Annotated in this window: 9 protein-coding genes; 4 read left to right on the top strand and 5 right to left on the bottom strand. The window is 75.3% G+C overall.

Annotated elements, in window-relative coordinates; genetic code table 11:
- Window positions 1–4: 4 nt before the first annotated feature.
- Complete coding sequence (locus ACX9I7_RS15595) at window positions 5–1,186, bottom strand: hypothetical protein (protein ID WP_459387679.1); 1,182 nt, start codon at window positions 1,184–1,186, stop codon at window positions 5–7.
- 201 nt (window positions 1,187–1,387) lie between these two features.
- Here ACX9I7_RS15595 and ACX9I7_RS15590 point away from each other — a divergent pair, with 201 nt between their 5' ends.
- Window positions 1,388–1,801, top strand: coding sequence for a hypothetical protein (locus ACX9I7_RS15590; RefSeq protein ID WP_459387678.1), 414 nt, complete (start codon window positions 1,388–1,390; stop codon window positions 1,799–1,801).
- Between the two features lie 23 nt (window positions 1,802–1,824).
- Here ACX9I7_RS15590 and ACX9I7_RS15585 read toward each other — a convergent pair whose 3' ends face one another.
- Together ACX9I7_RS15585 and ACX9I7_RS15580 are read right to left on the bottom strand one after the other, a co-directional pair.
- Window positions 1,825–3,531, bottom strand: coding sequence for a hotdog family protein (locus ACX9I7_RS15585; RefSeq protein WP_459387677.1), 1,707 nt, complete (start codon window positions 3,529–3,531; stop codon window positions 1,825–1,827).
- Window positions 3,532–4,083: 552 nt separating this feature from the next.
- Complete coding sequence (locus tag ACX9I7_RS15580) at window positions 4,084–10,086, bottom strand: beta-ketoacyl synthase N-terminal-like domain-containing protein (protein ID WP_459387676.1); 6,003 nt, start codon at window positions 10,084–10,086, stop codon at window positions 4,084–4,086.
- 346 nt (window positions 10,087–10,432) lie between these two features.
- Here ACX9I7_RS15580 and ACX9I7_RS15575 point away from each other — a divergent pair, with 346 nt between their 5' ends.
- From ACX9I7_RS15575 to ACX9I7_RS15565, 3 genes are all read left to right on the top strand, one after another.
- Entirely contained in the window at window positions 10,433–10,969 is a 537-nt protein-coding gene (locus ACX9I7_RS15575) for a hypothetical protein (RefSeq protein WP_459387675.1), read from the top strand.
- A gap of 169 nt (window positions 10,970–11,138) precedes the next feature.
- Window positions 11,139–11,423 (top strand): hypothetical protein, encoded by a 285-nt coding sequence (locus ACX9I7_RS15570; protein ID WP_189447199.1) that lies wholly within the window; start codon window positions 11,139–11,141, stop codon window positions 11,421–11,423.
- Between the two features lie 155 nt (window positions 11,424–11,578).
- Window positions 11,579–12,568, top strand: coding sequence for an alpha/beta fold hydrolase (locus ACX9I7_RS15565; RefSeq protein WP_459387674.1), 990 nt, complete (start codon window positions 11,579–11,581; stop codon window positions 12,566–12,568).
- 42 nt (window positions 12,569–12,610) lie between these two features.
- Here the strand turns inward: ACX9I7_RS15565 and phsA are convergent, their stop codons facing one another.
- The gene (gene phsA, locus ACX9I7_RS15560; RefSeq protein WP_459387673.1) at window positions 12,611–14,443 is read right to left on the bottom strand and encodes an O-aminophenol oxidase PhsA; all 1,833 of its coding nucleotides are present in this window, start codon (window positions 14,441–14,443) and stop codon (window positions 12,611–12,613) included.
- Between the two features lie 112 nt (window positions 14,444–14,555).
- Complete coding sequence (locus ACX9I7_RS15555) at window positions 14,556–15,998, bottom strand: glycoside hydrolase family 47 protein (RefSeq protein WP_459387672.1); 1,443 nt, start codon at window positions 15,996–15,998, stop codon at window positions 14,556–14,558.
- Between the last annotated feature and the right edge of the window lie 97 nt (window positions 15,999–16,095).

Genomic DNA, 16,095 nt, shown 5'->3' with positions numbered 1-16,095 from the left:
CCCGTCATGGATGGGTCCTGATCCGCAGGAAACGGGGGCGGTAGACGCCCGCGCGGTCGATCACGTCCCGGGGGACCAGGCTGTTGACGTTGTAGGAGACGACCAGTTCGTCCGTGCCGCGCTCCAGCTCCGGGTGCTCGTGCGGGTTGTACGCCAGGACGTTCGGGTTGCGGTAGCCGCCGCCCGGGCCCGCCTCCGGCGCCGTGTACACCGTGCGCGGCGCCGTGAACGGCCCGCCGGGGGAGCGCGCCCAGGCCAGCCGCAGCTCGGCGCTGAACGGCCGGTCCGCCCGCTGGGCGACCAGGGCGTACCAGGCCCCGTGCCGGACCACGCTCAGCTCGTCCGAGACCCGCAGGGCGGCCCCGCCGGGACCGGTGAGCCGCGCGGCCCGCGACTCCTCGCCGGACCAGGAGCCGTCGGCGGTCCGGTACCGCCACGGCCCGCGCAGGCCCGGGCCGTCCACCCGGGCCAGATGGAGATGAGCACCGCCGGAGGGGGCCGCCTCGGTGCCGTAGACGTAGGTCCGGTTCCCCTCCCGGGCCAGCCACGCGCCCCAGGAGATCCCGGCGGACGACGGCAGCGCGGTGACCGACTCCGGTCGTGAGAGCCGCCCCTCGCGGAACCGCGCCAGCACCGAGCCGCGCCAGGCGATGTCCAGCGGACCCGTGCCGGTGCGCGCGTACCGGGCGTAGACGACCGCGACGCCCCGGCCGTCGGGGATCCCGGACCGCGCCCAGTACCACTCGTCCGGCCGCGGCGGCGACACCAGGGCGTCGGGCCGCCCGGCCCCGTCCCGGCCGGTCACCGTGCGCGGGGCGCCGGAGGCGGGCCACAGGACGAAGCTGTTGTGGACGAACGGCGTCGTACCGCCCTCCCCGGTGACGGGGGAGCGGGAGCCGTCGGGCCGTACCGTGCCGAGGAACGTGTCCGAGAAGACCCACAGTTCACCGGCGGGCGTCGGCACCGAGTACGTGCTGTCGCCGCCCGTCCAGTGGCCCGGATCGCGCACCCGGTCGGCGTACCTCCCGAACGCCTCGTCGAGCGCCGTCAGCGGGCGCGCCGAGACGACCTCGGGCGGCCCCCCGGCGTCCGGCGCCGCCCCCGGCGGCAGGAAGGCGCAGACCACGGCGGCGGCCACGAGGGGCAGCCGGGACACGACCGGCCGACGGCGCGTCCGCTTCGGCATCCAGGAGATCCACATGGCGCACAGTCAACCGGCGCGTCGGCCCGCGACCCCGGCGGCCGTTCCCCGCGCTCGGCCGAGCGGGTGATAAATGGCAGCACGGTCAGAGTGCACAGTGACGGCCGCGCACCCGGGGCGCGACGATGCCGTGGGCCGGGACCGTGCGTGTGGTCCCGGATCCCCCGTCCGTTCGTGGAGGTGTCCGTGTACGCAACCGAGTTGGCCGTCAAGGCGCTGGAACCGACCCCCGAGGAGGAGCGCCTGGCCGAGGACTACGTCACCATCCTCGGCTCGCTCTCCGTCATGGAGCAGGCAGTGCGGGAGGGCGCCTGGCACCGTCTGCGCGAGGAGGCCGACGAGCTGATGAGCGCCGCCGAGGAGATGTGGGCCGGTCTCCCCGGGGCCGACGACGAGGGCGTCCCCGTCCGGGCCGCCCACGTGCCGTCCCAGGCCGACAGCTCGAAGATCCGCCAGCTGATCGCCGTGTACGCCCAGCCCTACGCGCTCGGCCGCGTCCTCTACCCGACGAGCCTCATCCAGGACGCCCAGCTGCGCCGGGCGGTGGAGGAGGAGAACACCGAGCGGGAACACGCGGCGGAGCACACGGCGGTGGAGTGAGGGGCCGCCGGGCCGGCGGCCCCTCACGGCGTGCCCCGGCGGGCGTCCGGCAGCGCCACGGCGATGTTGTCGGCCCGGTGGATCCGCAGGCCGTCGCGCCACACACTGCCGTCGGCGCGCACCAGCACCGTGCCGCCGGCCGCGCGGACCTCGCGGATGTGGACCTCGCCGCGCACCCGCCGGTGTCCGCGCAGGATCTGGCCCCGGTAGGTCCAGCGCAGCTCCTCGCCCGGCACGGCATCGGGGCCCGGCCCCGGCGGCCGGCCGGCGAGCCCCGCGTACAGCGCGAAGGCCCGCACGGCCTGGAAGAGCATCTGCACACCGACCGACCCGGGCAGCACCGGGTCGTGGGGGAAGTGCCGGCCGAAGAACCAGTCGCCGGGGTCCACCGCCTTGTCGCACAGCACGTACCCGGCGCCGTGCTCCCCGCCTCCGGGGACCAGCACCACGTCCTCCAGCAGCGCCAGCCGGCCCCGCCCGAGCCGGGCGTCGTGCCGTACGTCCAGCCGACGCGCCCCGGCCGGGGCGACGGGCCGCCGCTCCAGCCACGGGCGCGTCTCCCGGCCGCCGTCCAGGCCCTGCCGCAGGGCGAGCACCTCGGGCGTCAGGTAGCCGTGCGCCGCCTCGCCCGTGCAGAAGACCTCGCCGCCGGTGCTCAGCGAGAACGCGTACCGGTCGACCACGGCGCCCGGCATGACGGCCGTGGACAGCAGCACGGACTCCTGGACGACCGTCGACGCGTGCGGGTCGCACGCCCGGGTCAGCCGTGCCCGGCCCTCGAGATTGCGGCACACGAAGGGCCGGTCCGGATGCGTGGGCGCGGCCCCGGAGAGCCCGCCGAGGAGCCCGAGGGGCTGCAGGGCCATCTCCATCAGGGCGAAGACCGGTAGGCCACCGCCGTGTTCCCGGCGGTACCAGGGGTCCGCCGGGACGTCGTGCTCGGTGACCAGCCGGGCGCCCGCCCGCTCCGGTCCCTCGCCGCCGTGGAGGTCGACGACCCGGTCGACCATGCGCAGCCCCGCGCCCGGCAGGCGTGGCCGGACCGGTGCGGTGACCACCCCGCCGGGCGCGCCGAGCTCCGACGGGTCGCCCTCGGCGCTGTGGGCGATGTGCAGCTCGTGGTAGCGGGCCCGGGCGCCGGAGGACGTCTTCCGGCAGCAGCCCCGCTCCGGATGCGGCGCCAGGCCGGCGCCGGGCCGCTCCCGTACCGTCGCGCCGAGGTCGTGCAGCCGAGCCACGACCCGCCCGCCGGAGGTGATCTCGCAGTCGGCGACCGCGTACGGGCGCGGCAGCAGCCCGAGTTCGACGACCTCCACCGTCAGCCGCCACGGCTCGCCGTGCGTGTCCGGCCCGGCCGGGCCGCCCCGCCATTCGACGCGCACGGGACGGCCGGGCAGCGGGAGCACCCGGGCCCCGGGCAGGCACAGGTGCAGTCCCTGGTGGAAGGCGTACACGCGCAGCGCCTCCAGGGCCGCCGCGACCGGGTACGGCCACTGTGGGCCGCCGCTCCGGTCGTCGGCCGGTCGTGCCGTGGCGGTCAGCAGGCCCTGGCCGTACCGGCCCGCGCGCGGGCCGACCGTGATCTCCTCCAGCAGCCGGGCCGGCCAGGGCGCGGGCAGCTCCTCCGGCTCCAGGCCGCGCTGGTCGTGGCCGGGGCCGAACACGCCCGCGACGTCCCCGGCGGCGAGCGCGTCGAGCTCCGCGCGGGTCAGCCGGTGGACGTCCGTCACCGTGCGGAGCGAACTCCTCCGGGAACCGGGGCACCTGACGCGGTGGCGGCCCCTCGCCGGCCGCGTCGTCGGTCGCGCGGAGCGTGAGGATCGCGCGCTCGCCGTCGAGGACCTCGCAGGTGCCGTCCGGTGCCGAGCGGTCGCGGAGCGGGGCGGGCGCGTACGGCACCGGATCGTGCCAGGTCGCGGTGAACACGCCGGGGCACGGGCGGGGTGCCACGGCCTCGGCCAGCGCCCGTGCCCCGGCGCGCAGCGCCGACGCGGGGCCGCCCCACCGCTCCCACGCGTCGGGCACGCCGCCGGGGCGGGGGGCCGGGGCGAGGACGGCCCCGGCCGCGACGAGGCCGGCCTGCCAGGCGCTGATGGCGCGGTGGGCGTCGAGCGCCGCCGCGTGGGCCCGCCGCACTTCGCGCGCGAACGTCCGGGCGATGCCGGTGGGGGTGGCCGTGCCGTCCGGCACCGGTGCCGCCGGGTCGTGGTCCGGGCGCGGTCCGTGGGGTGGTTCCAGGGGGATGCCGTCGAAGTCGAGTCCGTCCACGCCGTCCATCCCTCTCAGCCCGTCGTCGGGGCGGGCCGGGGTGCGGTGATCCGGGTCTTGAGGTCCTCCTCGGCGAAGGAGACCAGCGTCAGGCCCGTCCAGCGCTGGAGCACCCGGCCGTCCGGGGCGCACGCGGTGACGTCGCACCGCAGGTCGATGACCGACCCGGCCCGGGGCTCGGCCACGATGACGAACGGCTCCCCGTCCGGCAGCGGGGCGAACAGCTCCACCCGCTCGACGCCGACGGGTGCCGGGGCGCGCCCGAAGCGCGCCATTCCCAGCAGGGCCGCCGCCTGGACCAGCAGATCGGCGAGGCAGGGGCTGTACAGCCGTCCCCCGTACGCGCCGTGCGCGAGGCCCGGGTCCCGCAGCGCGGCCCCCACGACCAGCCGGTCCGGGCCCTGTTCCAGCACCGCCTTGAGCCCCCGCAGGGACGGCCCGTGAAAGAGGCCGCCGTCCGCGTAGACGGGGTGCGGCTCGTCCCGGAACGGGTGCGGCGGCAGGTCCCGCCGGGGCGGCTCGGGCGGCCGCCCGGGCGCTCGGTAGCGGCCCTCGTAGAGCACTTGGGTCTCCCGGCCGTCGTCCACCGCGCACACCGTGACCACGGCGGCGCCCGGCTCGGCCGGGTCCGGCACCAGCCGGGCCAGGGCGTGGCCCGGCTGGGAGCCGTCGAGGTACAGACCCCGCCGGACGCGGAAGTCCCGGCACTCCGTCACCGGCCCGGCCGCGCCCCGGCACCGCTCCAAAACGTGGAGGCCCCAGCCGACGGCGGCGGTCAGCGGCAGCAGCGCGGCCCCCGACCAGCGGTGGTCGCGCAGCGCCGGTTCCGTCTCCAGGCCGGCGAGGGCGCGCCGGGCGGCCAGGCCCGGGGCGGGCGGCTCGGTGACGAGGGTGAACGGCGCGCGCAGCGGCCCGACGAGGACGGTGCCGTCGGGGTGGTCCGGCCGCGTCAGGTCGAGGAAGTGCTCGCAGCCGGTGCTGCGCGTCAGCACGGGAAGGCCCTGCCGGCTGAAGAACTCGCTGACGCGGGCGGCCATGCCGCCCTCCCACGGCCCCCAGACGACGGGTGTCACCCGGCAGCGGGGGTGCGCCGCCGCGAAGGCCAGGCCGTAGCGAGTGAGCGCCTCGTTGGCCAGGGCGTAGTCCGTCTGCCGGACGTTGCCCCAGTAGCCCGACACGGAGGCGAAGAGGATCAGCCGCCGCAGCCGGTCCGGGGTGAGGCAGGCGAGCACGTTGTGCAGTCCGGCGAGTTTCGTGTCGACCACCCGGGCGACGGACTCGGCCGTCAGCTCCCCGAGCGTCGAGTCCCCGAGCGCCCCGGCCGCGTGCACCACTCCCGTGACGCGGTCGGCGTACGGCGCCAGGGCCGTGGCCAGCGCGGCGGCGTCGCGGACGTCCGCCGCGACGTAGTGGGCCTCGGCGCCCCGGGAGCGCAGCTCCTCGACCAGGGTCAGGATCCGGCGGTGCCGCGGCGGCTCGTCGGCCTGACCGGCGGCGTCCCCGGTGGTGCGCGCGTCCGGCTCGTCGGCGAGCTCCGTGCGGCCCAGCAGCACGAAGCCGCAGGGGTGTTCGGCGGCCAAGGCGGCCACGCACCACGCGGTGATGCCGGACGCCCCGCCCGTGACCAGCAGCAGATCCCCGGCGGAGAGGCCCGCCGGATCCGGCCGCGCGGGCACGACGGGGTCCGGGGCGTCGGCCAGGACGAGGGCGCGGCGCAGGGTGCCGTCCCAGCCGACCTCGCGGACGTCGGTGGCGCAGTCGGAGACCTCCGCCAGGAACGCCGCGCCGATCGCGTCGGCCGACAGCTCCGGGGAGACGTCCAGCGCGCGGCAGAAGAGCGAGGAGGACTCCAGCGCCACGGACTTGACGAGCCCGCCGAGGCCCCCGGCCAGGGCCGCCACCGGGTCGCCGCCCGCGCCCGCGTACCCGAGACGCCCGTCCAGCCCGGTGAGCGTGACGAACGCGGCCCGGGTGCCGCGCGCGGCGGACTTCCGCAGGGGAGGGCACAGGTGCTTGGCGACGAGGACGGCGTGCCGCAGCCGGGCGATCACCTCGCCGGCCTCCGCGCCGGCGGGGCGGCTCATCGCGATGGCGCACAGGTCGATGCGTTCCGCCCCCGACAGCAGCGCGCCCACGCCGCGCGCGAGCGCTTCGTCGGACAGGTCGGACAGGACGTGGACGTCCGCCGCGGGTGCTTCGGCACCGGGCGGCAGCAGCCGGAGGACGCGCCAGCCGGCGGGGCGGAGCGCCCCGGCCACCGCCGCGCCGAGCGGGCCGCCGTCGTCCAGCAGGACGGCGCACGGCCGGTCCGGGTAGGCGTCCGTCCGCACGTCCACGGCGGGCAGCGGGCGGAGGACGGGGAAGGCGCGGCCGAGCGGGATGTCCTCGGTGTGGCGGAGCGCGCGGGCCGGTTCGGCGAGGACGCGTTCCAGCATCTCGGTGAGCTCGGCGACGGTCCGGGCCTCGCTGAACCGGAAGAGCTCCTCCCTGGTGATCACCGGGTAGCGGCGCCAGACCTCCGCCGCGATCTCCACCTGCTTGAGCGAGTCGATGCCGAGGTCCTCCTGGATGGAGAGATGCGGTTCGATCATGTCGACGTCGTAGCCGGTCTTCTCGGCGACCACTTCGTGGAAGACCCGCGTCACTTCCGCCCGGTCGGCGGCCGTCGGTCCGTCGGCCGCTGGTCCGTCGGCCGCTGGTCCGTCGGCCGCCGGGCGGTCCGGTTCGCCGCTCCGGTGGGCGGCGACGAGCTCGGCGAGGGCGGAGCGGTCCGGTGACGGTAGGTCCGGGGCGGCGACGGGTGCGGCGTCGTCGCTGGACGGAGCCGGAGCCGGAGCCGGAGCGGGAGCCGCAGCCGGGGCATCCGGGCAGAGCAGCCGGGCGACGACCTCGTTCGCGTGGGTGTGGGCCCGGGCCACCGCCACGTCGTGGTCCGCGATGGCCCGGACAGCCGCGGCCAGGGAGGCGTCGACCCCGCCGTTCGCCGCGCCCGCGCGCAGCAGCCGGCCCAGCTCCTCGGAGGTGGCCAGCTGGCCGTCCAGGAACCGGGTGTGGGCGGCCAGGTGCTCGGCGGCGGCGCGCGTCAGGGCAGCGGCGTCTGCCGTGGGAACCACCGCGCCGGGCTCGCCGTCCGCCCCCGGATCGGCGGACCGCCGCTCGACGGCCCGTTGCCCGGTGGTCCGCTGCTCGGCGGCCTGTCGCTCCGCCGCCCGCCGCGCCGCCAGGGCGGCGAAGTTGGGGCCCTCCAGCCGCCGGGCGACCTTCGAGGGCGCCGGTCGCCCGGGCGGGGGAGGGGCGTCGTAGCGGTTGAGCCCCACGAGCGGGAGGCCGAGCACGGCGAGCCGGAGCGCCGCCTCCTTGAGGGCGGCCGCGCCGTCGGCCTCCGGCCCGGTGTCGCAGGCCACGGTCTCCACCCGTCGCCCGGTGAGGGTGCGGTCCACGAGCGCGCTCAGCGCGCTCCGGGGGCCGAACTCGACGAACACGCCGACGCCGTCCTCGTGCATCTCCCGCACTCGGGCCGCGAAGTCCACCGGACTGCGCAACTGCCCGGCCAGCGTCCGGCGGTCGGCGTCCGGGCCCTGCCCGTACGCCGCGCCCGCCGTGTTCGCGTACACCCGTCGGCGAGGCGCGGCGAAGTCCGTCGTGGCGCACGCCGCGGCGAAGGCGTCGTGGGCCCGCGCCACGAGCGGGGTGTGGAAGGCGGCGGCCACCGACAGCCGCCGGACGGGCACCGAGAGCTCGGCGCAGTGCGCCACGAAACGTTCCAGCAGGGCCGTGGGGCCGCCCAGGACCTGCTCGTCCGGGGCGTTGCGGCAGGCCACCACCAGCCCCGGGCACGCGGCGAGGAGCTCCCGCACTCTCTCCTCCGGGGCGCGCACCGCCACCAGCCCGCCCGGGTCCGTCCCCTCGGTGGCCTCCGCCATCGCCAGCCCCCGGGCCCGCGCGAGGGCCGGGAGGGCGGCGTCGTCCAGGACCCCGGCCGCCCACAGCGCCGTCAGCTCGCCGAAGCTGTGGCCGAGGACCGCGTCCGGGGCGAGTCCCAGCTCCGCGAGGTACCGGTACTGGCCCATCGCCAGCGCGCCGACGGCCGGCTGGGCGTAGGCGGTGCGGCGCAGGCGCTCCTCGGCCCGCCGGGCGTCGACGGCCGGGCACGGCGGCGGGAACACCGTGCGGGCGAGGGTGTCCGAGGGCGGGAAGAGCGCGCCCGCCGCGTCGAAGGCCGCGCGCACCGGGGGCACGGCGAGCAGCGCGCCCAGCCCCATCCCCACGTACTGGCTCCCCTGCCCGGCGAACAGCGCGCCCACGCGGGTCCCCTCCGGGAGCGCCGCCCGCCGGTAGTGGACGCCGCGCCGGTGCCGCCACGCCTCGCGCCCGGTGCCGTTCCGCAGTTGTTCGACGGCGGTGGCCAGCAGCGCGGCCCGGTGCGCGGCGTCCCCGGCGACGAACCCGAGGCGGGCGTGCCCGGGCGGGACGGGCCCCTCGTCCGGGGGCTCGCCGCGCTCCAGCCGGGCGAGGAGCTCGTCGGGGCCGGGTGCGTGCCACAGCAGCGCCCGGGGGACCCGGTGCCCGGCCGGGGGCTCCGCGCCGGGGCCGGACCGGTACTCCTCCAGTACGGCGTGGTAGTTGACCCCGCCGAACCCGAAGGCGGACACCCCCGCCCGGCGGACCGGCCGCCCCGGGTCCTGGATCCAGGGGCGCGCGGCGGTGCTGAGGTAGAGGACGCTGTCGGCGCGGGCCGCCTCCGGGCCGGGCCGCTCCACGTGGAGCGTGGGCGGCAGCACCTTGTGGTGGAGGGCCAGGGCCGCCTTGATGAGCCCGGCCGCGCCGGCCGCCGCCTTGGTGTGCCCGATCTGCGACTTGACGCTGCCGACGGCGACGAACCGGTCGCCTTCCACCCCGTCGTCCCCCGTCCCGTCCGCCGGGCCGGGGGCCATGAGCCGGTTGAGGGCGGCCAGCTCCACCTCGTCCCCGGCCGGGGTGCCCGTGCCGTGCGCCTCGATCAGTCCCACCGAGCGGGGCGGGCAGTCCGCGTCGCGGTAGGCGCGGCGCAGCGCCGTGAGCTGTCCGGTGCCGCTGGGCGCGTAGATGCTCGTGCCCCGGCCGTCGCTGGAGCCGCCCAGACCCCGCAGGACGGCGTAGATCCGCTGGCCGTCCCGTTCGGCGTCGGCGAGGCGGCGCAGCGCCAGCATGCCGACGCCCTCGCCGATCAGGGTGCCGTCCGCCCCGGCGTCGAAGGGGCGCACTCGCCCGCTCGGTGAGAGCGCGGGTGTTTTGCTGAAGCATATGAACGAAACGATGGAGTTGTCGGCGTCGCAGCCCCCGGTGATCATCAGGTCGGCCCGGTCGGAGACCAGCTCGTCGACGGCGGCCCGCAGCGCCGCCAGCGAGCTGGCGCAGGCCGCGTCCACGGTGTGGTTGGCCGCCCCGAGGCCGAAGCGGTTGGCGATCCGCCCGGCCACGACGTTCCCCAGCACCCCCGGGAAGGAGTCCTCGGTCCACGCGGGCAGCCGCTCCAGATACGTCCGGACGATCCGCCGGGCCTCCTCCTCCGGCGTCCCGTGCTCCGTGACGGCCCGGGCGAGGGCGGGGCCCAGCAGCCGTGCCGCCAGCGGTATCAGGGTGGAGTTGGTGCCGCACACGCCGAGGACCACGCCGGTGCGGTCGGGGGCGTACCACGTGGCGCCCGGGCAGCCGGCGTCGCGCAGCACGTCCTCGGCCACCATCAGGCCGAGCAGCTGGACGAGTCCGGTGGAGTCCACGGTCCGCGGCGTCATCCCGAACGCGCGCGGGTCGAACAGCTGGGGCGTCAGGAACGCGCCGCGGCGGGCGTAGGTGCGGTCCGGGGCGAAGGGGTCCGGGTCGTGGTGGTCGTCGAGGCTCCACCAGGCGGGCGGCACCTCGGCCGTACAGTCCCGGCCGGAGACGACGTTGTCCCAGAACTCCCGGACGTCGTTTGCCTCGGGGAACATTCCGGCGATGCCCACGATCGCGACGGGGGCGGCGGCGAGCGGACGCATGAGTCGAGTGTTCAGCGACCGGTGGCCCGTCCCAATAGGGCGGACGGCAATATTCACGACTTCCACCCATAAAGGGGCATGTCGCTCCTGGCTTCTCCGTACCCGCTTCACGAGTCGGGCGGAGCCCGGCCGGCGGCGCGAACCACACCCTTCCGGGGCGTTGTCGGCGCGCTCCCGCCTCTTCCGGCGCGCCTCATCACCACATCCCGGCCAACTTCGCACACCTGTCCCCATGTGTCATCGGGCCACGCACCAGCAACGTACGTCACATCGCCGGGCTAAACCTTGGCCGATCCTCATCCGGGGGTGCTGTCAGGCCGCGGTCGCGTGTCTACTGTCCTCGGCCATGCGCTCACAGAGATTCAGACGCCTCGGTCTGTCCGCCACTCTCGCCCTCGCCGCCGGCCTGACCTGCATGGCCCAGCCGGCCGCCGCCGCCCCCGCCGCGCCCATGACGCTCACCGTCGACAAGGCGACCGCCAAGCCCGGCGACACGGTCACGGTGACCCTCACCTTCACCAACGACCAGACCACGAACACCCAGTTCGTGTACCAGTCGATCCAGCCCACCTGGAACACCTCGCAGGACCCCGCCCTGAAGTACGCGTTCAAGTCCTGCACCGGCGACACCGTGCAGTGCGACGCGGTCAACCAGAGCGGCACCCTGCGCTACCACGTGCCGATCCTCCCGGGAGCCACCCGCACCGCCAAGCTGACCTACCAGATCGCCCCCGACTCGGCCTGCGGCCCCAGCCGGAAGATCGAGCTCTACTCGTACCTCTACTACGAGTACCAGGGCGGCCAGGCGAAGAAGGACGGCGTCTTCCAGACGAGCACCGACATCGCCTGCGCCACGCCCGCCCCGGCGGCGGCGCACAAGTAGGACCGGCGGCACCCGGCCCCCGGGCCGGGGCGCACGCGCGGTGGGAGCGGCTCCGGCGGCGGCCGGGCCGCTCCCGGCGAATCCCCTTCTGAGCTGGGGCGATTGTCAGTGCCCGGCAGTAGAATCGGGGGTGTGGAGCAAGGGTCCACGACCCCTGAGGAGGACGCCCATGGCCGCTGCCGTCGCGACACCGCACCCCAACCTGCCGAGCCTTCCCACCCTGCCCAAGAAACGCCTGCCCGCGGGACAGCCGCGCGACTGGTACGAGACGTACAACCGCCAGCTGAAGGCGATGCGCCTGGCCATCGCCCTGCTGCACTCCGGTGTCTACACCCCAGACCGGGCGACGGACCGCAGGATACGAACGGCGGCCGTCCAGATCGGGGTGCGCGAGCCCTCCGTGACCACCTGCCGGCTGGTGCGCACCCTCATCGCCCGCGGCACCCCGTCCTGAACCCCGATCCGAACGCCGACCGGCCTCGACCGACCCACGGTCGAGGCCGGTCCGCTCCCAACCCCGGGGCCCCCAACCCCGGGGCGGAACAGATGCGTTCCCTCTACCGTTGACCCCGAGACGGCATATTTCGCAGGTGAATCGCAGGAGGGCATGTGACCAGCGCGGTCGAGCACAGCACGGTCGAAGTCAACGGCATCAGGCTGCACATCGCCGAACAGGGGCGGGGACCGCTGGTCCTGCTGCTGCACGGCTTCCCGGAGAGCTGGTACTCCTGGCGCCACCAGTTCGGGCCGCTGGCCGAGGCCGGCTATCGCGTGGTCGCGCCCGACCAGCGCGGCTACGGCCGGAGCGAACAGCCCGAGGCCATCGACGCCTACAGCGTCTTTCACCTCACCGGCGACGTCATCGCCCTGATCCACGCCCTGGGTGAGGAGAGCGCGGTGGTCGTCGGTCACGACTGGGGCGCGCCCGTCGCCTGGCACACCGCTCTGTTCCGCCCCGACGTCGTACGCGGCGTCGTGGGCCTGAGCGTGCCGCCGGTCCCGCGCGGCCCCGTGCCCCCGCTGACCGCCCTCGGGTCGGTGCTCGGCGACGGCTTCTACCAGATCTACTTCCAGGAGCCCGGCCGCGCCGACGCCGAACTGGCGGCCGACCCCGCGGCGGTCTTCCGCCGGCTGCTCGTCGGCGCCTCCGGCGACAGCCCCGTCACCGACCCGCCCCGTCCGTGGGTCATCGCCAAGGGCGAGTCGCTGCTGGGCACCATGCCCGAGCCCGACGCCCTCCCCGGCTGGCTCACCGAGGACGACATCGCCGCCTTCGCCCGGGAGTACGCCAACCACGGCGACCGCGCCTTCACCGGCGGCCTCAACTGGTACCGCAACATCGACCGCAACTGGGAGCTCACCGCCCCCTTCCAGAACCGCGCCATCGACGTGCCCGCGTTGTACATGGCGGGCGACCGCGACGTGGTGCGGTCCTTCCCCGGCATGGACCAGGTCATCGCGAACCTCGAGCACCTGGCGCCGAAGCTGCACCGCAGTGTGACCCTGCCGGGCTGCGGCCACTGGACGCAGCAGGAGCGCCCCGACGAGGTCAACGCCGCGCTCCTGGACTTCCTCGGAACACTGCCCGCCGCGAAGTGACCACCGCCGGCCCGGCCGTCCGGCCGGGCCGGCGGCACGCGGTCAGCCGCCGTGACCACCGTGGCCGTCATGACCGCCGCCGTTGTGACCACCGTCGTGGCCACCCGGCATGCCGTGGTGGAAGGCCATCACCTCGCGCGGCATGACGACGTACGGCCGCATCATCCCCATGTCCTCGTGCTCCAGCAGATGGCAGTGGTACATGAACCGGCCCTTCGCGCCCTCGAACCGGCCGATGACCTTCACCAGCTGACCCGGCGGCACCTGGATCACGTCCTTCCAGCCCGCGTCGCTCTCCGACACCGGCGCCGCCCCGCCGTACTCCAGCGGGGCGCGCGTACCGCCCAGCGTCTGGTCGAAGCCGCTTCCCGCGCCCGTCGGATAGAGCTCGCGGCCCAGCACCTGGAAGTCGATCAGGTGGATGTGCATCGGGTGCATGGGACCGCCCAGGTTGATGAAGCTCCACTGCTCCCACGCACCGTGCTCGACCATGAAGCCCAGCGCGTCGTCGAAGGTCGTGGCGCCCCGGCGGTAGGTGCGCACCGTGCCGTCCGGGCCCTTGATCTGGATCACGCCCTCGCTCGGCACGGCCACCGCGCCGGGCTCCACCGGATGCATCTCCCACAGCCCCGGGTGGCCGCTGCCGGCGGTGCCGGGCGGGGTGAGGGCGAGCAGCCGGTGGCCGTGCTCCGGCGCGGTCTCGTGCGTGATGCGCCGGAACGAGCTGGAGACGACCTCCGGCAGCGTGAACGCGTCCCGTACCTCCTTCTCGTCCACCCGGAACTGCATGATCTGCGGGTACCGCACCCCCTCGGCCGCGTTGACCAGCCGGAGACGGCGGCCGCGCAGCGCGCCGAAGTCGATCAGCACGTCGAGCCGCTCGGCGGGCGCCACGGGCAGCGGCTCGTCCAGCGCCACGGGCCGCGGCAGCAGCCCGCCGTCCGTGCCGATCTGCCACATCGCGCCCCGCACCGGCTCACCGGTCTCCTCATCGATCAGCCGGAGCAGAAACGTCCGGGCGTTCGCGGCGTTGAGCACCCGGAACCGGTACCACCGGGCCGCCACGTCCAGATGCGGCCAGATGACGCCGTTGACCAGCGTGTACGGGCCGGTGAACGCCCGGGTGAGGTTCCCGCCCGCCGCGTCGTGGGCCACGACGACGGTCTTGTGCAGCAACCCGCCCGTCAGCCGGCCGTCCTCGTCCTGGTCGAGGTTGCGGTCCTGGACGATCAACGGGATCTCGTACGCGCCGCGCGGCAGCCGCAGGGCGTCCTCCTCGTCGTCCCGCACCAGGTACATCCCCGCCAGGCCCGCGAAGACGTTCCAGCGGGTGATGTCCATCGCGTGGTCGTGGTACCACCAGGCCACGGCCCGGTGGTCGTTGAGGTATTCGGCGAGCTGGCTGTCGCCGGGCGAGACGGCGTTCTCCGTCCAGCCGTCGTTGCCGCCCCCGGTGTTGGCGCCGTGCACATGCGTGACCGTCCACGCGGGCAGCGCGGCCACCTCCGCCAGCGGCCGCGCGCCGCCGCGCCCCGGCTCGTCCGCCGGGTCGGGCCCGCCCGGCACGGGCACGGCCTCGACGGCCACCACCGGATGCGTGCCCGTCAGCCGGTTGTTCCAGGCGACGCGGAGCCGGCGGCCCCGCCGGACCTCGATGGTCGGCCCCGGGAAGTGGCCCTCGTACGTCCACACCCGGGTGGGCGGCAGCTGCGAGTGGAGGCGCGCCCAGGTGACGGTCTGATCGATCTCGATGCCCCTGAGCGCCTCGGCGCGGCCGGGCCGCAGCACCGGCGGGACGCGCAGGGCGTCGACGAAGGGCGTGAGCTCCGCTGCGGCTTCCTGCTTTCCGGCAGGGCCGAGCACTGTTTCGGTCATGCGGTACCCCCGTACACGCTTCCCCCGTGCCGCCGGCCGGAGTCCGGCGGCAGCTGTCACCACTCAAGACGCTTTGGCGCACAACAGGGTTGCGTGTAAACGGGAGTTCGGGTCAGAGCCAGCCGAGCCGGGCGCGGGCGGGCGGCCGGGCGCCGCGCAGCACCTTGCCCTCCGTGCTCAGATAGCCGCGCGCGTAGTCGAAGCGGGGGGTGTCGGAGAAGGCGAGGTAGAGCCATTTGAAGTTCTCGGCGAAGACGTACGCGGGGCAGTGGTCGCCCTTGGCCATGGGGCGGCGGGTGACGTCCGCGACGACCGTGTAGCCACCGGGTACGCGGTGGTGGGTCTTGAGGTTCTGGAAGTAGCGCCACGCCGTGGTGCGGTAGAAGGGGTCCCCGGTCTGCCAGTACAGCTCGAAGGCGCAGTTGGCGTACTCGGGCCGCAGCTCGTTGCGGGGGTCGGTGACCTTCAGCCCCGGGTAGTCGATCTCCTCGGGAATGACGGCGTACTTGTCGAGGACGGCGGTCCAGGAGCGGTAGTAGTCCGCCGCCAGGGCGTTGTCACCGCCCACCGGGAGGATCGCGACGGCCAGCGAGGACTGGCGCCGCCCCAGAGGGGCGCCGGTGCGGAAGTCCACCCGCCGGAACCACAGCAGCCCGTCCGACCGCTCCGCCTGATGCTTCTTGATCGCCGCCGTGAGCGTCCGGAACCACTCCCGGCAGTCCTCGTCCCGGAACATCGTCCAGGCGCCCCACAGATATTCGTAGAAGGAGTCCACCGGGGGATTGACGGCGATCGCCACCCGGTCCGCCCATTCGCCCGTCTCCACGTTCATGGTGGTGGCGAGCAGATCGAGCGAGGACCGCCGCCGCACCACGGCGCCCAGCGCGTCCTTGGCGGCCCGTAGATAGCGGGGATCGCCGGTGAGTTCGGACAGCAGACCGAATTCGAGGATGTGGGTGCCGATCTCGGCCAGCGGCACGGTACGGCCCGAGACCGCGCCCGTGCGGAGGTTGACGAACCGGTAGGGCATGCCCGTGGGGGAGCGGGTGAAGGCGGGCAGCAGCCGGTCCGTCAGATCGACGCACAGGTCCAGCAGCGCCCGCCGGCCGGTGACCAGATGTCCCGCGAGCAGCCCGCCGACCAGCCGGATGGTCGTCTCGAAGACCTGGAAGGGGGCGTCGATGTCGAAGTCGAGCCGGTCGTCGATCCAGTCGAGGCACAGGCCGACCTCGTCGTCGAGCCCCATCAGGAAGTGGGTGTCGAGCGCCTCGACGATCGACAGCCCGACCGGGTGCCCGGCGGCGAAGAACTCCCGGTGCCCGCCCGAGACCGGCAGTACCTCGTCGTGCCCCCACGCGAACCGCTTGTAGCCCGACCAGGCGTGGAGGAACTCGGCCCGGATCTCCCGCGCCTTCCCCATGTCGGCCCCGGCCTCGGCACCCAGCCCCCGCGCCGCCGCACCCGTCCCTCCCCCCACGGCGATCCCGCCGGCGGCCGCCAGGGCGTACAGCAGGCGGCGGCGGGTCGTGCTCGCGGCGAGCGATGTGCTGATCATGACACGCGGCCCTCCTGACGACCCGGTTCCGGTCCGGCGCCGTGATCGCAGTATGCGGCCGCCCGGGCCGCTCCGGGGGCGTGACACGTCGTCGAGG

The sequence above is a fragment of the Streptomyces sp. L500 genome (assembly GCF_054551825.1).
The sequence above is the reverse complement of the archived record's forward strand: the minus strand, read 5'-3'. Positions and strand labels throughout refer to the sequence as shown.